Genomic DNA, 20,981 nt, shown 5'->3' with positions numbered 1-20,981 from the left:
TATGAGTATGCCAAAGCGAGGCGTACGGAATTCCGCAGCCGGACGCGCGTAGGAGGTGGTGCACCTCTTCCTCCGACACCCCTGACGGAGGAGCAGGCAGCCCCCAATTGCTCGTGAGTCGAACACTGTCCCCACAGTGCGAGACCCATTGACCCGAGCGCTGCCGCTAACTATCTGCCATGTGCCAACTACCGACCACTGTCTTTAAATCTCAATTCAGTCACAGCTGCTGGCAAGATCTTCCAAAGTCCGGACAAAGTGTTTGCGGGGAGAAGGGCGCGAAACGGACTTGTTACGTGGCTATCGTGCGAGGATCTCCGCATTTCGGACAGGGGGGCGAGTCTCGGCCACAGGAAAACGGCTTGCAAAAAGCCCGGGCTCCCCCATGAACGGGGGAGCCCGGGCTCAAGTGCGTGATGCTCAGCCGTGCTTGGCGCGGCTCGCGGCGCGGGCACGCTCGCGGGCGTCCAGGTTCACCTTGCGGATGCGCACCGCCTCCGGGGTCACCTCGACGCACTCGTCGTCGCGGCAGAACTCCAGGGACTGCTCGAGCGACAGCTTGCGCGGCGGGACGATCGACTCGGCCACATCGGCCGTGGACGACCGCATGTTGGTGAGCTTCTTCTCCTTGGTGATGTTGACGTCCATGTCGTCGGAACGGGAGTTCTCGCCGACGATCATGCCCTCGTAGACCTCGGTGCCGGGCTCGACGAACAGCACACCGCGCTCCTGGAGGTTCGTCATCGCGAACGCGGTGACGGCACCGGCGCGGTCGGCGACCAGGGAGCCGTTGTTACGGGTCTGCAGCGCACCGAACCAGGGCTCGTGGCCCTCGTGGATGGAGTGCCCGATGCCCGTGCCGCGGGTCTGGGTCAGGAACTCGGTCCGGAAACCGATCAGACCGCGGGACGGAACGACGAACTCCATGCGCACCCAGCCGGAACCGTGGTTGGACATGTTGTCCATCCGGCCCTTGCGCACACCCATGAGCTGCGTGACCGCGCCCATGTGCTCCTCGGGCACGTCGATGGTCATGCGCTCGACGGGCTCGTAGACCTTGCCGTCCACGTCCTTCGTCACGACCTGCGGCTTGCCGATGGTCAGCTCGAAACCCTCGCGGCGCATCTGCTCGACCAGGATGGCCAGCGCCAGCTCACCACGGCCCTGCACCTCCCAGGCGTCCGGCCGCTCGGTGTCCATGACACGGAGGCTGACGTTACCGATCAGCTCGCGGTCGAGGCGGTCCTTGACCTGGCGGGCGGTGACCTTGCGGTCCTTCACGGCCGACTTGGCGTCGGCGCCCTTGCCGGTGCCGCCGCGGCCGACCAGCGGGGAGGTGTTGGTGCCGATGACCATGGAGATCGCGGGCTCGTCGACCGTGATCAGGGGCAGCGGGAGGGGGTTCTCGGTGTCCGCGAGGGTCTCACCGATCATGATGTCCGGGATACCGGCGACGGCACAGATGTCACCGGGGCCGGCCACCTCCGCGGGCTTGCGGGTCAGCGCCTCGGTCATCATCAGCTCGCTGATGCGCACATTGGTGACGGACCCGTCGCGCTTCATCCACGCGACCGTCTGCCCCTTCTTCAGCTCGCCCTGGTGCACGCGCAGCAGCGCGATACGGCCGAGGAAGTTGTCGGCGTCGAGGTTGGTGACATGGGCCTGGAGCGGGGCGTCCCCGTCGAACGTCGGAGCCGGGATGTGCTCCAGGATGGTGGAGAAGAACGGCTCCAGGCTGGTGGAGTCGGCGGGGACGGTGCCGTCCTCGGGCTTGGTGAGCGAGGCGATGCCGTCACGGCCGCAGGCGTAGACGATCGGGAACTCGATCTGCTCCTCGTCGGCGTCGAGGTCCAGGAAGAGGTCGTAGGTCTCGTTGACGACCTCGTCGATCCGGGCGTCCGGGCGGTCCGTCTTGTTGATGCACAGGATGATCGGCAGCCGGGCCTGGAGGGCCTTGCGCAGCACGAAGCGGGTCTGCGGCAGCGGGCCCTCGGAGGCGTCGACGAGCAGCACGACACCGTCGACCATCGACAGACCGCGCTCGACCTCACCGCCGAAGTCGGCGTGGCCGGGGGTGTCGATGATGTTGATCGTGATCGGGTCCCCGCCGTCCTTGGGGTGATACTTCACCGCCGTGTTCTTGGCGAGGATCGTGATGCCCTTCTCACGCTCCAGGTCGTTCGAGTCCATCATGCGGTCGTCGACGGAGTCGAGCTGGTGCGCGGCGAAGGCGCCGGCCTGCTTCAGCATGCCGTCGACGATGGTGGTCTTGCCGTGGTCGACGTGGGCGACGATGGCGACGTTGCGGATGTCGTGACGCGTAGACAACGCAGTCATATTGCGGCGTACTCCCGGAGTGTGAGGACGGCCCTGCTGCGTACGTCTGTGTTACGCGGGCCCTGCCGGGCGGAACATGCCACGGCCTCACCCTATGGTACGGGGCCGCTGCCGGTGGGGCTTGGCGGGATACTTCTGTGCAGGTCAGCCCAGGTACGGGCGCTCTTCGGGTGCCGTTCTGGGGGCCTGTGACCCCCAGCCCTGCCCATCGGGCCCGAAGGGGCCCGCCCGCTACTTACGGGGCGCCCGCTACGAGTCATCCTCTACGAGGCATCCGCTACGAGGCCGAGGGCCCCGCTGCCGGCTTCGCGCCCTTCTTCAGGAAGCCCATGTCCTCGTACACCGGCGTCTCGAAGCCGAAGGCGCCCGCGTTGGCGACGCTTCTCTTCGCCGCGGTCAGCTGGGGGCGCTGGTAGAGCGGGATCGAGCCGGCCGCGGCCCAGATGCGGGAGTCGGCCTTGCGGATCAGGGAGCGGGACTCGGACTCGTCGAGCGTGGAGATCGCCTGGTCGAAGAGCTGGTCGACCTGGTCGGTGCCGACGCGGGTGTAGTTCTGCTCGACGTTGAGGGAGCCGTCGGCGGCCGGGACCGGCTTGGCGTAGATGGGCCGGGCGTCGGTGGCGGGGAAGGCGGTGGTGGGCCAGGAGTACAGGGCGAGGTCGTACTGGCCGGACGCGATGTGGTCCTTGAAGTAGCTCTCGTCGGAGACCTTGGTGACCTCGGTACGGATGCCGATCCGTTCCAGCATGACGCCGATCCGGTCCGCCACGGTCCGCAGCGTCCGTGACCCCTCACCCGACGGCACCACGAACCGCAGCACGAGCGCCTTGCCGTCCTTCGCCAGCGGCCGGGCCGCCGCACCGGCCGGAGCGGCGGTGCCCTGCGGGGCGTAGGCGCCGGGCGCCCCGCCCTGCTGGAGCTGCTTGTTGCCGTACTGCTTGCCGTCCTGGGCGAGGTGCTCCCCGCTCCGGCCGCCGCTGTCGCCCGCCTTGCCGTCCTGCCCGACGATGTACGTCCCGTCGTCCCCGCCGGCCGAGTCGGAGTCCGAGGCCGACGCCGAGGCCCTGTCCTTGCCCTTGTCCTTGTTGTCCTTGTCTTTGTTGTCCTTGTCCCTGCCGGACTTCTCGGCCTTGTCCGCCTTCTCGGCCTTCTCGGCCTTCTCGGCCTTCTCGGCCTTCTCGGCCTTCTCGGCCTTCTCGGCGTTCTCGTTCCTGCCGGGCTTCTCGCCGTCCTCGTCCTTGCCGGCCTTCTTCCCCTCCGGTCCGGCCGCCTTCTCCCCCTTCTTCGGCTCCTTGACCGGCCCGCCCGGCACCCAGCCCGCGTCGGTGAGGAGCGCCTGGGCCTCGTCCGTGTCCTGGCCGCCGATCGCGCCGCTGTTGTCGGCGTACGCGGCCTGGCCGGACAGGGCGAGGTGGCTGCCGACCGGCTCGGTGGGCAGGCCGAGCGGGGCCAGGACGAGCTTGGCCAGCTCCTCGCGGTCCAGGGCGCGGGCGACGGCCCGGCGGACCCGCTCGTCGGCGAGCGGCCCGTCGGAGCCGTTGAGGGCGAGCTGTGTGTACGCCGGCTCCAGCGACTTGCGGACCTCGAAGCTCCGGAACGCCACCTCGTCCCGCCGCTGTGCGGGGGTCTTACGGCGCCGGTCCGGGCCCATCAGCGGGGAGGCGGAGGAGCCGGCGCTCGCACTGGCGCCGCTCGTCGCGGGCCGGGGCGGCGCGGCCAGGGCGATGCGCCGCGCCGCGGCGGGGTCGATCTCGGCCAGGTCCAGCCGACCGGCGGCCAGCTCGGCGGCGCGCTCGACGCGCGGTACCGCCCGCAGGACGATCTCGTTCAGTTTGGCGCGCTGCCCCCACCACCGGGGGTTGCGGGTGAGCCGGACCTCGTCGGCCTTGCGGTCGATCTTCTCCAGGGTGAACGGCCCGGCGCTGACCTTCAGCTTCTTGCGCGCCCCGTCGTTGAAGGAGTCCGGCGTGCCCATGACCTCCTTCGGGTACAGCGGCGAGAACAGGGAGCGCCAGTCGGCGTACGGCCGCGCGAAGGTGACCCGGACCTCCAGGTCGCCCTTGCCGCGCTCGATCTGCTCGATCCGGTCGTACCCGGCGTTGCGGGCGGTCCAGTAGGCGCTGTCCTTGCCGGACAGGGCCCGCCACTGGGCGGAGAAGTCGGCGGCGCCGATCTCCCGGCCGTCGCTCCAGACGGCCTGCTGGTTGAGCTTGTAGAGAACGACCTGCTTGGGCTCGGTCTCGACGATCTTGGCGGACTCCAGGTAGTCCGGATTGCGCTGGGCGCGGCCGTGGGAGTCGAGCCGGAACATCGAGGGCAGGGTGGCCTGCGCGATCCGGGTGGTGGTGGCGTCGGCGTCCGACTGGAAGGTGTTGAGCGTCTCCGGTACGGCGTCGACGGCCCAGCGCAGGGTGCCGCCGTCGGCGATCTCGGACCGGGCGGCCGGTGCGATGTCCTGCCCGGCCAGCGGCTTGCCGGCCGGATCGGGGTCACTGCACCCGGCGAGCATGGTCACCGCGAGCCCACCAGCGGTGAGGAAGGCGACCGAGCGCATCACCGCGCGAGAGGGCCTGGTTCCGACGCCGTCGTGGGACATCTCTGCGTACCTCCGGGGAGTGGCTCCCGCCGGTGACAATATGTGCGTTCTGATCACTTTTGGCGGTATTTTGGTGCTGATCAGATCTACGGCACCCCACTGAAGAGGAAAGGGTTCGTCAGGCGGAGACGACACGGCGGCGGGGCATGGAAGGCCACCCGTGTGGAGCAACACACCCCCGCGCCTCCTTCGGCTCCCCCGGCGTACACAGAGCGCGTGCGGGCGTGCGTCACAGGCGTGCAATCCGCCAATCGCTGCACATGCCTTCACAGCGACTGGTGTGACGCGCAACACTCGCAGGCGCATGAACGTTGCCACCCAGGGCCGAACGGCCCACGGAAGTGAGGTCACGTCATGTCCGTACAAGACGACCTGACAGCTGCCCAGCGTTGCCTCGACGACCTGTACCGGTCCGTGGGCCGGCTGGAGAAACAGCTCGGCACCGCCGGGCTGGAGATGCGGCGCGTCCGTACCGACGCCAACCATCTGCGCGAGAGCATCGCGCTGCTGCGGGACGCGGCGCAGGGCACCGCTTCGCAGCGCAAACCGGAGCTCGTCACCATCCCCGACACGCCGTACGACGACTCTCTGTGGATCGACACGGACGACGAGGGTCTAGGCGCCCGGGACCGCCGCGCCCCCTGATCCCACCCCCTGACCCGACCGGAGTCATGCATTGGCCACTGGTACGGAACCCCATCTGAACAGCGGCGGCGTACGAAACGGTACGCGCGCCGCGATCTCCGCCCCGCACCTGCGGACCGACCGCTGGTGGCTGGCCCCGGCCGCCACCGCGGCCGGTCTGCTGGCGTTCATCGTGTACTCCACCTGGCGGGCCTTCGCCAACGCGGACTATTACGCGGCGCCGTACGTCTCCCCGTTCTACTCGCCCTGTCTGGCGGAGAACTGCGAGCCCATGCGCGCCGGGCCGAACTGGGACCTGTTCGGGAGCTGGTGGGGCATCTCCCCCGCGATCATCATCCTGATCTTCCCGCTCGGCTTCCGCCTGACCTGCTACTACTACCGCAAGGCCTACTACCGCGGCTTCTGGATGTCGCCCCCGGCCTGCGCGGTGGCCGAACCGCACAAGAAGTACTCCGGCGAGACCCGCTTCCCGCTGATCCTGCAGAACATCCACCGGTACTTCTTCTACGCCGCGCTCCTGGTCGCCGGGATCCTGACGTACGACACGGTGCTCGCCTTCCGCGACGAGAACTACGAGTGGGGCCACATGGGCCTCGGCACCCTCGTCTTCCTCGTCAACATCGTGCTGATCTGGGCGTACACGCTGTCCTGCCACTCCTGTCGGCACATCGTCGGCGGCAAGCTCAAGCACTTCTCCAAGCACCCCGTGCGCTACCGCATGTGGCGGTGGATCGGGAAGCTGAACGCCCGCCACATGCTGCTCGCCTGGGCGTCGCTGGTGAGCGTGGCGCTCGCCGACTTCTACGTCTATCTCGTCGCGTCCGGGGTCTTCGACGATCCGCGCTTCTTCTAGATTGAGTGGGGACTGAACACATGTCCGTGGTCGAACGGCAGGAGTGGGACGTCGTCGTGGTCGGCGCCGGAGGGGCGGGCCTCCGTGCGGCGATCGAGGCACGTGAACGAGGCGCCCGAACGGCCGTGATCTGCAAGTCGCTGTTCGGCAAGGCGCACACCGTGATGGCCGAGGGCGGCATCGCGGCGGCCATGGCCAACGCCAACGAGCACGACAACTGGCAGGTCCATTTCCGCGACACCATGCGCGGCGGCAAGTTCCTCAACCAGTGGCGGATGGCCGAGCTGCACGCGCAGGAGGCGCCGCAACGGGTGTGGGAGCTGGAGACCTGGGGCGCGCTGTTCGACCGTACGAAGGACGGCCGGATCTCGCAGCGCAACTTCGGCGGCCATGAATACCCGCGCCTAGCACATGTCGGTGACCGCACCGGCCTCGAGCTGATCCGCACCCTCCAGCAGAAGATCGTCTCGCTCCAGCAGGAGGACAAGAAGGAGACCGGGGACTACGAGTCCCGGCTCAAGGTCTACCAGGAGTGCACGGTCACGCGGATCCTGAAGGACGGAAGCCGGGTCTCCGGGGTCTTCGCCTACGACCGCGAGACGGGCCGCTTCTTCGTCCTGGACGCCCCCGCGGTCGTCATCGCGACCGGCGGCATCGGCAAGTCCTTCAAGGTGACGTCGAACTCCTGGGAGTACACCGGCGACGGGCACGCGCTGGCGCTGCTCGCCGGGGCGCCCCTGCTGAACATGGAGTTCGTGCAGTTCCATCCGACCGGCATGGTCTGGCCGCCGTCGGTGAAGGGGATCCTGGTCACGGAATCGGTGCGTGGCGACGGAGGGGTGCTGCGCAACTCCGAGGGCAAGCGGTTCATGTTCGACTACGTCCCCGACGTCTTCAAGGAGAAGTACGCCGAGTCGGAGGAGGAGGGCGACCGCTGGTACGAGGACCCGGACAACAACCGGCGGCCTCCCGAGCTGCTCCCCCGCGACGAGGTAGCCCGGGCGATCAACGCCGAGGTGAAGGCGGGTCGGGGTTCCCCGCACGGCGGGGTCTTCCTGGACGTGTCCACCCGGATGCCGGCCGAGGTGATCCGGCGTCGGCTGCCGTCCATGTACCACCAGTTCAAGGAGCTGGCGGACGTGGACATCACGGCCGAGGCGATGGAGGTCGGGCCGACCTGCCACTACGTCATGGGCGGCATCGCGGTCGAGTCGGACACGGCGGCGGCGCGGGGCGTGCCCGGACTGTACGCGGCCGGTGAGGTGGCCGGCGGCATGCACGGCTCGAACCGGCTCGGCGGGAACTCGCTCTCCGACCTGCTGGTGTTCGGCCGCCGGGCGGGCTGGCACGCCGCCGAGTACGCCGCCGCGCGGGCCTTCGAGCGCCCCGAGGTGAGCGACCTGGAGGTGGACGCGGCGGCGGCGGAGGCGCTGCGCCCCTTCTCGGCGGAGGGCCAGGCGCCGGGCACGGAGGACGGGCGTCCGCCGGAGAACCCGTACACCCTCCACCAGGAACTCCAGCAGACGATGAACGACCTCGTCGGCATCATCCGCCGCGAGGCCGAGATGGAGCAGGCACTGGAGAAGCTGGCGGATCTTCGGGTACGCGCCCGCCGGGCCGGCGTCGAGGGCCACCGCCAGTTCAACCCCGGCTGGCACCTCGCGCTCGACCTGCGCAACATGCTGCTGGTCAGCGAGTGCGTGGCACGGGCGGCGCTGGAGCGCACGGAGTCGCGGGGCGGCCACACCCGCGAGGACCACCCGACGATGGACCGCAAGTGGCGCAACATCAACCTGCTGTGCCGGCTGGCCGATCCGACGGGCGGCCTCGCCGCCACCGACCCGGAGCGCGGCCAGATCGATCTCCTGCGGGAGACCACCGACCCCGTCCGCGCCGACCTGCTCGCTCTCTTCGACAAGGAGGAGCTGGTCAAGTACCTCGCCGAAGAGGAGCTGTACCAGTGAGCAGCTATGAGGCCCGCTTCAAGGTGTGGCGGGGCGATGTGCAGGGCGGCGGCCTGGAGGACTTCGAGGTCGAGGTGAACGACGGTGAGGTGGTGCTCGACATCATCCACCGTCTCCAGGCCACCCAGGCCCCCGACCTGGCCGTCCGCTGGAACTGCAAGGCGGGCAAGTGCGGTTCGTGCTCCGCCGAGATCAACGGGCGCCCGCGGCTGATGTGCATGACGCGCATGTCGGTGTTCACCCGGGAGGAGACGATCACGGTGACGCCGCTGCGGGCGTTCCCGGTGGTCCGGGATCTCGTCACGGATGTGAACTTCAACTACGCCAAGGCGCGCGAGGTCCCGTCCTTCGTACCGCCGGAGGGTGTGGGCCCCGGTGAGTACCGGATGATGCAGGAGGACGTGGACCGCTCGCAGGAGTTCCGCAAGTGCATCGAGTGCTTCCTGTGCCAGGACACCTGCCATGTCGTCCGGGACCATGAGGAGAACAAGCCGGCGTTCGCGGGTCCCCGCTTTCTGATGCGGGTCGCCGAACTGGACATGCACCCCCTGGACGCGGCCGGGGAGGCGGGCCTGGATCGCAAGGCCACGGCCCAGGACGAACACGGCCTGGGCTACTGCAACATCACCAAGTGCTGCACGGAGGTCTGCCCCGAAGGCATCAAGATCACGGACAACGCGCTGATCCCCTTGAAGGAACGTGCCGTGGACCGCAAGTACGACCCCCTAGTCTGGCTGGGCTCGAAGATCAGGAGGCGCTCTTCGTAGCGCCGGCCGGCGGGCCGTACCCGGTGCGGCGCATCCCGGTCGCGTGCGGGCGATCCTGCTCATACGCTCCGAAATGTGACGTCATCCTTCCCTCGGGGCCGGCCGCGGCGTGGCCGCTCGCAGATATCGGTGCGGGTGGTGCACGCGCTGGCGGGCGGGCTGGTCGCTGTGATGTGGCTGACGCTGCCCGGGACGGCCGTCGACGGCGGGGTCGGGGGCGGGGCGGACCGGCCCGTCGCCGGGGCCGTGGGGCAGGAGGAGGACGAGGGGAACGGGGGGAACGCCGCCGTCGATCTCGTCCTGCCGGTGGCCGCCCTGGTCGCGACGGGGGTGCTCGCCGGGTACGGCTTCTTCAGGCGCAGACGGCGGGCGCGCGGGCGTACGACTCCCGGTGGAGCCGCGGCGCAGGCCGGGGAGCCGCCCGTCGGGGAGCTGGACGAGCGAGCCCGGGCCGCGCTGGTCGAGGCCGACGACTGGCTGCGGGTCAGCACGGAGGAGCTGGGGTTCGTCACGGAGCGGTTCGGGGCGCAGGACGCCGCGCGGATCGAGCCCTTCACGCGGGTTCTGCGGGACGCCGAGGCCGAGTTGGCCGTCGCGTTCCGGATGCGGTGGCAGTACGAGGCCGGGGTCCCGGAGGAGGCCGCGGCTCGGCGGCATGCGCTGGCCGGGGTCGTCGGGCGGTGCGAGGAGGCCGGGCGGCTGCTGGACGGGCAGGCCGCCGCGTTCGATCAGACGCGGGCGCTGGAGGAGGGGCTCGGGGGCGGACTGGGACACGCCCTGGTCGTCGCCGAGGGCCGGTTCCGCGAGCTGACCGCGCGGACCGGGGGCGCCGGCAAGCTCCTCGGCGAGCTGGGCGAACGGTACGGTCCGGCCGCGACCGCCGCCGTCGCGGGCCATGTCGAACAGGCCAAGGACCGCCTGGTGTTCGCCACCACGCGCCTCAACCACGCCCGCCAGCTGGCCGACTCGGGCGAGGTCGGGCGGTCGGCGGCGCAGTTGCGTGCGGCCGAGGGCGCCACCGCCCAGGCCGCCGTCCTCATCGACGGCGTCGAACGCCTCGCGGAGGCGCTCGCCACGGCCACGGCGATGGTTCCGGCCGCGTTGACCGGCGGCGAGATGGAGATCGCCGGGGCGCGGGAGCTGCTGCGGGGATTCGATGCCGGGCTCCGGGCCACCGAGGGGGCGGAGCCCGCCGGTGAGCTGGACGCCCCCGGGACCGCGGGGGACTCCGGCCCACCGCGCTCGCCCGGATCACCCGGGCCACCCGAATCGCCGGGCGCCGTCGACGTGCCTCCAGGGGAGCTGCGTGCCCGGGTCGTGCACGCCGACCTCGCCCTGAGCCGCGTACGGGAAGAGCTGACCTCGGGGCGGCCGTACGATCCCCTCGGCCTGCTGCGGCACATCGTGCGGGCCGTCGCGCCGCTCGCCGCGGGGCGGGCCGGGGTGCTTCCGGCAGCCGCCGCGGTCTGTGCGCACAGCGCCGTCGCCGGGGCGGACGGCGTCGTCGCGACGCATCGGGCGGCAGTGGGCTGCGCGGCGCGCACCCACCTGGCGGAGGCACGGCGGCTGCTCGGCACCCCGGCGGACGGATCGGCCGGGCGGGGCGCGCGTCGGGTCCTCGCGGATCTCGTCGTCGCCGACACCCTGGCCCAGCAGGCCCATGACCTCGCCGAACAGGACATCCGCGCGCACGGCCACCCCATCGACATCCCCGGCGCCGACATCAGCGGACTCACGGGCGCCGTCCTCGGCGGAGTCATGCTGGGCCAGGAGCCGGACGGAGGGCCGCCGGTCAGCTTCGGCGGCTCGCGCAGCCGGGGGCGGCGGGGGGATCAGGGCCGGACCTGAGTCCCCCGCTCCCCGCTCAGAACAGGCTCAGCAACGCCTCCGCCGGGTCCGTCAAGCCGTTCTCCCCGTCCGGCAACGGCAGTTCGAACCACACCGTCTTGCCTCGCGGGGTGCGGCGGGAACCCCACGCGGCGCTGAGCAGGCCGACCAGTTGGAGGCCCCGGCCGCCCTCGTCGGTGTCCCGGGCGCGGCGGCGGCGGGGCTGGACCAGGCCGGAGTCCCAGACCTCGCACACCAGGGTGCGGTCCAGGAGCAGGCGGAGCCTGATCTCGCCCTCGCCGTAGCGCAGGGCGTTGGTGACGAGTTCGCTGACCAGGAGTTCCGTCGTGTCGACGAGGGGTTCCAGGTCCCATGACAGGAGCTGGGCGCGGGCGTACTCGCGGGCGCGGCCCACGCTGCGCGGCTCGCGCGGCAGCGTCCAGTCACCGACGGAATCGGCCGGCAGGCCCTGGACACGTGCCATCAGCAACGCGATGTCGTCCTCGCCGTGGTGGCTGTCGAGGGTGTTGAGGACGTGGTCGCAGACATCCTCCAGGGGGCGGGTCGGGTCGGTGAGCGCGCCGACGAAGGCTTGCAGGCCCTCGTCCAGGGGGTGGTCGCGGGACTCGACCAGTCCATCCGTGTAGAGGGCCAGCAGCGCGCCCTCGGGCAGCTCGACCTCGACCTCCTCGAACGGCTCGCCGCCCACGCCCAGCGGCATCCCCGGCGGCACGTCCAGCATCAGCGCGGCCTCGCCGGGTTCGACGAGGACCGGTGGGAGATGGCCGGCGTTGGCGAAGGTGCAGCGGCGGGTGACGGAGTCGTAGACCGCGTACACGCAGGTCGCGAGGTACACCTCGGACAGGTCCGCCTCGCGGGGCCGGCGGGCGGCGCGAGTGGCCTGCTGGACGCCGCCGGGGGCGCCGAGGCCCCGCGCGATCTCGTCCAACGCAGAGAGCACTTCGGCCGGTTCGAGGTCGAGGAGGGCGAGCGTCCGGACGGCCGAACGGAGTTCGCCCATCGCGACTGCCGCCCGCAGGCCGCGGCCCATGACGTCGCCGACGACCAACGCCGTACGGTGTCCGGGGAGTTCTATGACGTCGAACCAGTCGCCACCCACCTCGCTCGGCCGGTCGGAGGAGGCGTTGCCCGGCAGATAGCGGCAGGCGATGTCCAGGCCGGATGCGACCGGGTCCCCCGGCGGCAGCAGCGACCGTTGCAGTATCAACGCGCGCTCGTGCTCGCGCCGGTACAGCCGGGCGTTGTCGATGCACACCGCCGCCCGGGCCGCCAGCTCCACCGCGAGGTCACGGTCCCGTTCGCCGAACGGTTCGCTGCCCTTCGTCCGGGCGAACTGGGCCAGTCCCACGACGGTGTCGTGGGCGACCATCGGCACGGCCAGCGTGGACTGCACGAGGCCGCCCTCCTCGCCGGGCACATGCTGCGGCCGTGCGGTGCGCAGGGCGTCCGCGCAGGGCGAGTTGAAGGGGTAGTGGTGGACGGCTCCGACCGCGACCTCGGCCCCGCCGCCGACGAACGGCGCGTCGGAGACCGCGCTGGAGAAGGCCACTCGCCGCACCTCGGCGCTGCCGTCGGCGAGGCCGGGCGGGGTCTCGTCGCCGGCCAGCAGCCCCTGGTAGAGGTCGACCGTGGCCAGGTCGCAGAAGCCGGGGACGACGACGTCGAGGAGTTCGCGGGCGGTGGTCTCCAGGTCGAGGGAGTTGCCTATGCGGGCGCCTGCCTCGTTCAACAGGGCGAGATTGCGCCGGGCGGCGGCGGCCTCGCGGGCGGCGGCGCGGCGGGCGGTGATGTCGATTCCGAGCCAGGCGATGCCGATGGGACGGCCGCTGCCGCTGTGCACCCGGTAGAGGTTGATGGACCAGTGGCGGCGCTCGTCGGAGCCGGGCACGAAGCCCGTGATGTGCATGTCCGTGATGGACTCGCCGCTCTCCAGGACGCGGCGCAGGGTGGCCGTCACCCGGTCCGCCTCGGGGCGGGTCAGATAGTCGTGGACACCGCGGCCACGGTGGTCGTCCGGGGTGCCGCCGAAGAGCGAGGCGAACCGCTGGTTGGCGCGGCGCACCCGCAGATCGGAGTCGATGAGCAGGAAGCCGAACGGAGACTGACTGAAAATCGCCTGCGAGGCGGCAAGGTCGGTCTCGATGCGGCGAAGGGTGCGCACGTCGACGACGATGCACACGGCCGCCTTCTCGCCGTCCTCGGTCTTCGTCGGCATGACGTAGACCTCGGCGAGCCCCTCCCGGCCGCGCTCCTCCTCGGCCGTGTCCGGCACCCGGAAGGGGACGACTCCGGTCCACTCCCGCCCGTCGAGGATCTCGGCCATCTTGCGCTGGCCCCGCTCGCGCCGGTCGGGGTCGATGAACGCCTCGATGGGGTCCAGGCCGACCGCACGCCGGGCAGGGATGCCGAAGAGCTGTTCGGCGCGCACGCTCCACTGGTCGACGAGTCCGTCGGGGCCGATGGAGAAGGAGGCGACCTTGATGTAGTCGTAGATCGAGCCGGGCGGGCTGCTCTGCCAGACCGGGTCACCGGGGCGGACCTCGTCGGAGGCGAAGCCGGGACGGCGGGGGGCGGTGGCGCCGGATGTTCGTATGTCACCGGCGGCTTGTGCGTCCCGGGAGTGTGCGTCACCGGCGGTTTGTGCATCCTGGGAGTGTGTGTCGCGGGGGGCCCGTGTGGCCCGTGTGTCGTGGGCCGCCCCCTCTCGTGCGGCCTTCCTCCTCGCACCGTCCGACGGGTCCTCGGACTCCGTGGCCCTCGCTGGTATCTCGCTCACGCGAACCGTCCCCTCCAGCTCACCGCGTCCGGCACCGGTCACCGGCAGCGGCTGCCCGCAGTATCCAGCACTACGGTCCCGCACAACACGGTGTTCACGATCACAGCACGTTCCCGATCGTTTTCGGTCCCGGCAGCGGAAACACTTCCAGTCTTCTAACCAGCGGACACGCAGTCGAACCACACGATTCGTCGACCGCCACCGGCCTGTACCAGTTGTTCGACAGGGCGGGGCCCGACGTATACCGGTGTTGACGCTTGCTGACGGGTCGTGGGGCCCGCGCTCGTCCTCATCCGGGAACGGCGAGTTCGAACCACACCGTCTTGCCCGCGTTGCGTCCCGGCCGGGTTCCCCAGCGGCGTGAGGAATGCGCCACGAGTTGGAGCCCGCGCCCGCTCTCGTCCTCGGGGTGAGCGGCGCGTTCGCGGGGCGGGTCGGGAAGGGGGTCGGAGACCTCGACGAGGAGGACGCCGTCGAGTTCGGCGGGGCGGACCAGGCGCACCCCGATGGGGCCGGTGGCGTGCCGCAGCGAGTTGGTCACCAGCTCGCTGACCAGCAGCGCCGTGATGTCGGCGAGGCTGTCCAGGTCCCATTGGCGCAATCGGCCCCGGACGGCGGCACGAGCGGCCCGCACGGCGCCCGGCTCGGCGGGAAAGGTCCACTCGACGCATTCACCATCGGTGTCGATCACGCCGATCACTTCCCAGGCCAGCGGGGCGCCACCCATGTCCGGTTTCATAGGGTTAATAGCCACATACCCGATATTCAGGCCGGGTATCGCGGGATCACCCCAGGCGTGCGGCCACTTCCCGCACCGCCAACACGTCCTGGTCCAGCCAGTCCACGTCCCAGAGTTCCGCCCGGGTCAACCAGCGCAGGGCATCGTGGTCCTGGAGCGGCTCGGGGCCTGTCGCCCCGGGCAGGAGACGGGCGGTCCACACATGCAGAACATAGGGCGGCTTCAGCGGCCATGCTCCGGGCACCCGGTCGATCACCTCGGCGTCCACGCCGAGTTCCTCCCGCAGCTCCCGCACCAGCGCCTCCTCGGGCGCTTCGCCGGGCTCGACCTTCCCCCCGGGCAGCTCCCAGCGGCCGGCGAGGTCCTCGGGCGCACTGCGGCGCGCGGCGAGCAGGCGGCCCTGCTCCAGCAGCGCGGCGCCGACCACGATCCGTTCCGTCATGCGCCGGAGCCTACGGGAGGCAGACGCAGGAGGCAGAACGGACGGAACGAAGGGAAAACGAAGAGAAGGCGGAGGGTGGTCAGCCGTCCGCCTTGCCGTTCTGAGCTATCCGCTCCACCCAGTACAGCTGTTTATGGCCTCGGCTGTCGAGGCTGTCCGCGATCTTCTGGGCCTCCGCCCGGGTCGCGTACCGGCCGACGCGATAGCGGTTGCCGTTGTCGTCCTGCCGGACGACGAGCCAGGGAAGAGTGATCGTGCTGTCGGTCATCGCGCCCCACTGCTCCTTCCCGCCCACGACCGCCCGAGTCCCTCCCCCAGCCTTCGGCCGGAGGGACCCCCATCTCGCTTCGCTCGCGGCCTGTGCCGTGCCCCGCCCGCTAAGGAAACCGCAATCCGCATATGCCCGAGCCTACGCCTTACCTTCACTCAGCGAATACGGCTTTTCACAAAGAGGTACGCAACCAGCCAAGCCGCAGGGGGCGCACGGCATCGAGTGCGCCGTGCGCCAACGCCGATGCATCCGGTCACGGGCATGCCGGACATGCCCGCCACGACCTGCGAGAACGGCCAAAATGCAACGGCTTGGGAAGGGACGCGAGTTGAGGAGCGGCAGGGGCAACTGCCGTAAGGAGAGGCGCTACAGCGCGGAAGGTGTGCGCTACTTCACCGGGAGGTGGTACGCGACGCGGTAGCGGTCCGCCGGGATCACCACGTCCGCGGTCTCCACGGGGCGGCCGGACGCGTAGTAGGTGCGCTGGACGACGAGGACCACATGACCGGGGACGCCGCCCAACGCCAGCAGTTCTTCCGCCAGTCCGGGGCGGGCGCCGACCTCCTCCGTCATGTTGTCCACGACGATGTCGATGGCCGCCATGCGCTCCACGACACCCATGCCGCCGAGGGGGCCCTCCTCGGGCAGCATCACGGGTGTCCGGCCGGTGACGGCGAGGGGCTCCCAGGACGTGGAGAGCATCATCGCCTCGCCCGCGTCCCGGTAGACGTACCGAGTGCACATCACGCGGTCGCCGGGCCGGATGCCGAGCCGCTCGGCGACGGCGACGCTCGCCAGCGCCTGCTCGCTGCGGGACTCCCAGGTGCCGCGCGTCTCGCCGTCGGCCTGCTCCTGGCGGAAGGGTGTGGCGCCGCTCGGCGGGCGGAAGCCGGAGCGGGCGATCCGGCGGGGCACGGGACGCTCGCGCACATACGTCCCGGAACCGGAGCGTCCCTCGACCAGACCCTCGGCCATCAGCACCTTGCGCGCCTCCAGCGCGACGGTGTCGGAGACGCCGTACTCCTCGCGGATCCTGGCCTGGGACGGGAGGCGGGTGTGGGGGGGCAGCGAACCGTCGACGATCTTCTTGCGGAGATCACCCGCGACGCGCAGGTACGCCGGCTGCTCACCGAAAGTCACTGGCCGCTCCCATCAGGTTGTACAGACAGCAACAGCCTGGCAACCATGAGTTGTCCCGTGCAAGCAAAGGCCAGAGAATCACTCGATGTGATGACTTGTGCCAGTGAAGGGCTTTACCCAGGCACTTTCTTTCCGTATAGGGGCCGTTCACACATCCAGGCCGCCCTCACTGCCGCCGTCGCCGCCGCCGTCGGAGTCGTCCTCGTACTTCGGAACCGTCGTGTCCAAGCCCAGAGCCTTGCGCGCGGTGACGGTCGAGGGGCCGTCGACATAGCCGTACGCCTTCTCGTAGTGCACGTAGAACGAGTCCGCGTCCTCGGCCGCCGCCGCCTCCGCCCACTGCTCTGCGGACTTCTCCATGTCCGCGCAGAACGCGGTGACCGAGTCCTCTGCGGCCTCCGGCCAGGGCTGCGAGCGAAGCCACTCGGCCTGCTCGTCGACGACCCGCCGGACGTCCTTCGCCCAGGCCCGGTTCGCCGCCAGATCCTCGTCCGGGTAGGCCTCGGGCTCCTCGTAGAGCACGGTGTCGATGCGGTTGGACGCGGACAGGAACCTGACCTGGTAGCCGTCCAGCGTCAGGTGGTCGCGGCGCAGGGACTCGGTCAGGGGCTTGCCCTGAGTGCTGCCGAACATGCATGTGATCACCCGGTCCCCGAAACGCCAGCTCCGCCGGGTCGGTACGAGGTAGTACACCTGCACGTCGTCCCGCAGCGCCCAGGCGTCCAGGGCGTACTGGCTCTGGAGCCCGTAGCACTTGTCCTCGGCGGTGCGCGTCAGCTCGTCGTCGCCGGGATAGGAGCCGCCCGGAACCCGCACGACGGCGAAGACCTCCGCGTCGTGTTCCGCGGTGCACGCCACCTCGTCGACGTCGTAGGTCTCGCCCTCCAGGGTTCCGGTCGAGGAGTTGAAGCAGTCGCCCTTGGCGAGCGCGTACGCGGTGCCCTCGCCCTTCGCCGCGTCCCGGAAGCCCTCCCAGAAGTCGCCGGCCGACCCCGTCGACAGCGCCATCACCCACAGCGCGAGCCCGACCGAGGACAGCACCGAACCGGCGATCGCCATGCCCTTGCCGCGCTCGCCCCGCTTCTTGATCTGCGTGAGCGCGATCAGCCCCAGCACCAGCCCGACGGCCGGCACGAAGCACAGGATGCCGAGGACGAGGGCGCCGATGGCGACACCGTTGACGGGCGCCGGACGGCCGTAGGGGCCGTGAGGCTGGTAGGCGTACGGTCCCGGGGCGCCGGGCGGGCCGTAGGGGTAGGGCGTCGGCGGCGGGAACGGGCCCGGCGCGTGCGGCCCTTGGGGCTGCTCCGGGGATCCTTGCGGCTGCGCGGATCCGGGGGGCGGGGGAATGGACACGGGTACCGTGCTCCTGGCTCGGGCGGCGGGGCCGGGGTGGGAACTGGCGTACGACTGGGCGAATCGTATGCGTGGGAGGAGGGGGTGCGTCATGCGAGTAACCGATGGGACGGTTCGTGCGGTGAACCGGCTGACGGCCGCTGCCCGCGGGCGAGGCGGTGGGCACGGCACGGGAGTTGCCGGGCGCGTTGGGCGCGGATGCGGGGGCCGGCCGCCGCGCTCGGGCTGTGGACCGGGCTGCGAGCGCGCCGGCGGTGCGGACCACCTGGCCGCGCTCGCCCGGCACCGCCACACACGGCTCGTCCTCGCGGCCGGCTGGGTCACGGACCCGGTGCCGTACCGCGAGGACGAGGAGGATCACTGACCCGGGCGCCGCGAGAGGGCCGGCGGTCCGGGGCTGAAGCGAACGGGAGAACGGGCTAGAACTGGAGCGCCCAGGCGTCGATCCGGCCCGTGTCGTAGTTCGCGTTGTCGCTCACCCGCAGCTTCCACGTGCCGTTGGCGGCCTCGGAGGAGGCGTTCACCGTGTACGTGGTGTTGATGTTGTCCGAACTGCCGCCCGTGCCGTACGACTTGAGGGTGTACGCCGTGCCGTCCGGGGCGATCAGCTGGACCTGGAGGTCGCCGATGTAGGTGTGGACGATGTGGACCTCGACGGCCAGGGCCGAGGGCGCGTTTCCGGTGACGCCGGAGACCGTCACCGGGGACTCGACGGTGGAGTTGTCGCTGATCGCGTGGTCGGCGGTGTTCTCGAAGCGCGGCCCGGGCGGGGTGGTGGTCCCGCCGCCGACGTGCAGCAGTCGGTTGGGCGAGCCCGAGCCGGGGTTGGTGACGACGCCGGTGGTGGCGGCGGACGTCAGCGCCGCGGCGATCTGGGCCGGGGTGGACGAGGGGTTGTCGGCGAGGTGGAGGGCAGCCGCGCCTGCTACGTGCGGGCTGGCCATCGACGTACCGGAGATGGTGTTGGTCGCCGAGTCGCTGCTGTTCCAGGTCGAGGTGATGGACGATCCCGGCGCGAACAGGTCGAGCACCGAACCGTAGTTGGAGTAGCTCGCGCGGGCGTCGGAGCTGGTGGTGGCGCCGACCGTGATGGCCTCGGCCACGCGCGCGGGCGACCTGGTGGAGGCGTTGGTCGACTCGTTGCCGGCCGCGACGGCGAAGGTGACGCCGGAGGCGATGGCGTTGCGTACGGCGGTGTCGAGGGCGGAGTCGGCGGGGCCGCCGAGGGACATGTTGGCGACGGCCGGCTTGACCGCGTTCTGGGCGACCCAGTCGATGCCGGCGACGACCTGGGCGGTGGTGCCCTGGCCGGAGTTGTTCAGCACCCGGACGCCGACGACCTTCGCCTTCTTGGCGACGCCGTGCGCCGTCCCGGCGACCGTGCCCGCGACATGCGTGCCGTGGCCGTGGCCGTCCTGGGCGGTGTTGTCGTTGTCGATGGCGTCATAGCCGTAGGAGGCCCGGCCGCCGAAGTCGCCGTGGGTGATGCGGACGCCGGTGTCGATGACGTACGCGGTCACGCCCTGCCCGGCCGAGTCCGGGTAGGTGTAGGAGCTGTTGAGCGGCAGGTTGCGCTGGTCGACGCGGTCCAGGCCCCAGGAGGGCGGGTTGGTCTGGGTCGCGGCGATGCCGAAGGTGCGGTTCTGGACGACGGAGGCGACGGCCGGGTCGGCGGCGAGGCGCTTCGCCTCGGCCTCGGAGGCCGCGATCGCGTAGCCGTTGAGGGCCTTCTTGTACGTCCGCTCGATCGTGGCGCCGTACCGCTGGGCGATGGCCTTGCCCGCCGCGGAACCGGCGCGCGCCGCGCCCGGCTTCAGCGTCACGAGGTAGCTGTCGGCGACGGCTCCCGCCGCGCCCGCGTACTGGATACGGCCTTCGGGAGCCGCGGCGGCGGGGAGAGCGGAGACGAGGCCGGCGGTGAGTGCCGCGGTGGCCGCCGTGCTGAGCAGAGCCAGTCTTCGCCGGGTGGAACGCATCACTGCCATCTGAGGGTCCTCCTCGAGAGGTGGTGCGCTTGTGGGGGTGACACCCGGGAGGACACGAAGCAGGGGGACGAACCTGAGGGACGGACCCGAGGGAATGGTGCATCCGATGGGCCGTTCCACTCGATAGACAGGTCCATGTCAAAGCGGCGGGCCGTTCCTGGGTGTCAGCCGAAAGATTGAGGCCTCCACAGGAATTGCACAAGAGCCGTGCACGGACGGAACGGTCGTAGTGCCGGCACGGGCGCGGGCGTGCGCGCGCGTGCGCGTGCCCGGCGACCTCAAGGCGGTCGCCGGGCATGTACGGCCCCGAGGCGGACCGGCGTCAGTCGTCGAAGCTCGTGGCCCGGGTCCGCTTCTCCCAGGCCGCCACGTCCTCGCGCACCTGGTCCAGGTGGCCGAGCACGGCCGTCACCCCGTCGTCGCCCAGCGGCAGACGCAGAGGCGTCTGCTCGGCCTCCAGGGCGGCCAGGATGAGCGCCGCCGCCTTCGCCGGGTCACCGGGCTGGGCACCGTCACCGCCGGAGACGAGACCGCGCGTCCGGCTCACCTTGGGGTACAGGCCGCTGTCCGCGCTGGTTCCGGCCCGCCCCGTCTCGAACAGCGAGGTGCGGAAGGAACCCGGCTCGACGATCAGCACCTTGATGCCGAACTCGGCGACCTCGTCCGCGAGCCCCTCGGACATGCCCTCCAGCGCGAACTTCGTGGCGCTGTACGCGGAGAAGCCCGCGAAGGACATCTGCCCGCCCATGCTGCTCATCTGCACGATCGCTCCGGCCCGCCGCTCCCGCATGTGCGGAAGCACCGCACGTGTGAGGGCGGCGGGCCCGAAGACATGCACATTGAACAGCTTGCGCAGTTCGTCCTCGGTTGTCTCCTCGAATGCGCCCACATGGGTTCGGCCCGCGTTGTTCACCAGGACGTCGATGCGTCCATGACGGGCGATCACATCCCGTACGGCCGCCTCCGCGGCCCCCGTCTCACCGACGTCCAGCCGCAGCGCCTCCACCTGGTCGGGGTGCGCGGCCACCAGATCGTCCAGCCCTTCGGGGCGCCGTACGGCACCCACCACCACGTCGCCCTCGGCGAGCGCCGCCTGGGCGATCGCCCGTCCGAAACCGCTGCTCGCGCCGGTGATCAGCCACACCTTGTTCATGACAGCTCCCTCGTGATCGCACGGTCGTCCTGTTGCACGGTCTTCCTGTTGCACGGTCGTCCTGTTACACGGTCAACACTGCTGCCCCGGCCGGTTGCGCGTCCAAGAC

The 20,981-nt window shown here is 70.7% G+C and carries 15 protein-coding genes; 5 read left to right on the top strand and 10 right to left on the bottom strand.

Annotation, left to right across the window (positions count from 1 at the left end):
• Positions 1–420 precede the first annotated feature (420 nt).
• Positions 421–2,328: a translational GTPase TypA gene (typA, locus tag ACHBTE_RS21355; protein ID WP_394725673.1), complete on the bottom strand. Its 1,908-nt coding sequence runs from the start codon at positions 2,326–2,328 to the stop codon at positions 421–423.
• 286 nt (positions 2,329–2,614) lie between these two features.
• A complete protein-coding gene (locus ACHBTE_RS21350; protein WP_394725595.1) occupies positions 2,615–4,933 on the bottom strand; it encodes an ABC transporter family substrate-binding protein in 2,319 nt (772 codons plus the stop codon).
• Positions 4,934–5,287: 354 nt separating this feature from the next.
• On the opposite strand from ACHBTE_RS21350, the gene ACHBTE_RS21345 reads away from it, so the two are divergent.
• The 5 genes from ACHBTE_RS21345 (at position 5,288) to ACHBTE_RS21325 (ending at position 11,010) form a co-directional block, all read left to right on the top strand.
• A complete protein-coding gene (locus ACHBTE_RS21345) occupies positions 5,288–5,578 on the top strand; it encodes a hypothetical protein (RefSeq protein WP_394725594.1) in 291 nt (96 codons plus the stop codon).
• Positions 5,579–5,609: 31 nt separating this feature from the next.
• The gene (locus ACHBTE_RS21340) at positions 5,610–6,431 is read left to right on the top strand and encodes a hypothetical protein (protein WP_394725593.1); all 822 of its coding nucleotides are present in this window, start codon (positions 5,610–5,612) and stop codon (positions 6,429–6,431) included.
• A 20-nt stretch (positions 6,432–6,451) separates the two neighbouring features.
• Positions 6,452–8,395 (top strand): fumarate reductase/succinate dehydrogenase flavoprotein subunit, encoded by a 1,944-nt coding sequence (locus ACHBTE_RS21335; RefSeq protein ID WP_394725592.1) that lies wholly within the window; start codon positions 6,452–6,454, stop codon positions 8,393–8,395.
• Complete coding sequence (locus ACHBTE_RS21330; RefSeq protein ID WP_394725591.1) at positions 8,392–9,162, top strand: succinate dehydrogenase/fumarate reductase iron-sulfur subunit; 771 nt, start codon at positions 8,392–8,394, stop codon at positions 9,160–9,162. The genes ACHBTE_RS21335 and ACHBTE_RS21330 overlap by 4 nt, the downstream gene beginning before the upstream one ends.
• A 75-nt stretch (positions 9,163–9,237) precedes the next feature.
• Entirely contained in the window at positions 9,238–11,010 is a 1,773-nt protein-coding gene (locus ACHBTE_RS21325; protein ID WP_394725590.1) for a hypothetical protein, read from the top strand.
• 16 nt (positions 11,011–11,026) lie between these two features.
• On the opposite strand, the gene ACHBTE_RS21320 is transcribed toward ACHBTE_RS21325, so the two are convergent.
• From ACHBTE_RS21320 to ACHBTE_RS21285, 8 genes are all read right to left on the bottom strand, one after another.
• On the bottom strand, positions 11,027–13,786 hold the full coding sequence (locus ACHBTE_RS21320) for a SpoIIE family protein phosphatase (RefSeq protein WP_394725589.1): 2,760 nt from the start codon (positions 13,784–13,786) through the stop codon (positions 11,027–11,029).
• 289 nt (positions 13,787–14,075) lie between these two features.
• A complete protein-coding gene (locus tag ACHBTE_RS21315; RefSeq protein WP_394725588.1) occupies positions 14,076–14,513 on the bottom strand; it encodes an ATP-binding protein in 438 nt (145 codons plus the stop codon).
• A gap of 58 nt (positions 14,514–14,571) precedes the next feature.
• Positions 14,572–14,967, bottom strand: a complete 396-nt coding sequence (locus tag ACHBTE_RS21310; RefSeq protein WP_394725587.1) for a (deoxy)nucleoside triphosphate pyrophosphohydrolase — start codon at positions 14,965–14,967, stop codon at positions 14,572–14,574.
• Between the two features lie 79 nt (positions 14,968–15,046).
• Positions 15,047–15,235 carry an SPOR domain-containing protein gene (locus tag ACHBTE_RS21305; protein WP_394725586.1) on the bottom strand — a complete coding sequence of 63 codons (189 nt, stop codon included), beginning with the start codon at positions 15,233–15,235 and terminating at the stop codon, positions 15,047–15,049.
• Positions 15,236–15,625: 390 nt separating this feature from the next.
• The gene (locus ACHBTE_RS21300; protein WP_394725585.1) at positions 15,626–16,378 is read right to left on the bottom strand and encodes a GntR family transcriptional regulator; all 753 of its coding nucleotides are present in this window, start codon (positions 16,376–16,378) and stop codon (positions 15,626–15,628) included.
• A gap of 147 nt (positions 16,379–16,525) precedes the next feature.
• Entirely contained in the window at positions 16,526–17,734 is a 1,209-nt protein-coding gene (locus tag ACHBTE_RS21295; protein ID WP_394725584.1) for a DUF4190 domain-containing protein, read from the bottom strand.
• A gap of 419 nt (positions 17,735–18,153) precedes the next feature.
• Positions 18,154–19,719, bottom strand: coding sequence for a S8 family peptidase (locus ACHBTE_RS21290; protein ID WP_394725583.1), 1,566 nt, complete (start codon positions 19,717–19,719; stop codon positions 18,154–18,156).
• 322 nt (positions 19,720–20,041) lie between these two features.
• Positions 20,042–20,872 carry an oxidoreductase gene (locus ACHBTE_RS21285; protein WP_394725582.1) on the bottom strand — a complete coding sequence of 277 codons (831 nt, stop codon included), beginning with the start codon at positions 20,870–20,872 and terminating at the stop codon, positions 20,042–20,044.
• Between the last annotated feature and the right edge of the window lie 109 nt (positions 20,873–20,981).

Source organism: Streptomyces sp. M41, assembly GCF_043673425.1.
Taxonomy (GTDB): domain Bacteria; phylum Actinomycetota; class Actinomycetes; order Streptomycetales; family Streptomycetaceae; genus Streptomyces.
Note: the sequence above shows the minus strand (reverse complement) of the source record. Positions and strands in the feature narration are given on the sequence as shown.

What these genes read in the sequence shown, in the direction of transcription:
- ACHBTE_RS21310 (WP_394725587.1), bottom strand. Translation starts at nt 14,967, where the DNA reads ATGACGGAACGGATCGTGGTCGGCGCCGCGCTGCTGGAGCAGGGCCGC.
- ACHBTE_RS21335 (WP_394725592.1), top strand. Translation starts at nt 6,452, where the DNA reads ATGTCCGTGGTCGAACGGCAGGAGTGGGACGTCGTCGTGGTCGGCGCC.
- ACHBTE_RS21345 (WP_394725594.1), top strand. Translation starts at nt 5,288, where the DNA reads ATGTCCGTACAAGACGACCTGACAGCTGCCCAGCGTTGCCTCGACGAC.
- ACHBTE_RS21305 (WP_394725586.1), bottom strand. Translation starts at nt 15,235, where the DNA reads ATGACCGACAGCACGATCACTCTTCCCTGGCTCGTCGTCCGGCAGGAC.
- ACHBTE_RS21285 (WP_394725582.1), bottom strand. Translation starts at nt 20,872, where the DNA reads ATGAACAAGGTGTGGCTGATCACCGGCGCGAGCAGCGGTTTCGGACGG.
- ACHBTE_RS21315 (WP_394725588.1), bottom strand. Translation starts at nt 14,513, where the DNA reads ATGGGTGGCGCCCCGCTGGCCTGGGAAGTGATCGGCGTGATCGACACC.
- ACHBTE_RS21290 (WP_394725583.1), bottom strand. Translation starts at nt 19,719, where the DNA reads ATGGCAGTGATGCGTTCCACCCGGCGAAGACTGGCTCTGCTCAGCACG.
- ACHBTE_RS21350 (WP_394725595.1), bottom strand. Translation starts at nt 4,933, where the DNA reads ATGTCCCACGACGGCGTCGGAACCAGGCCCTCTCGCGCGGTGATGCGC.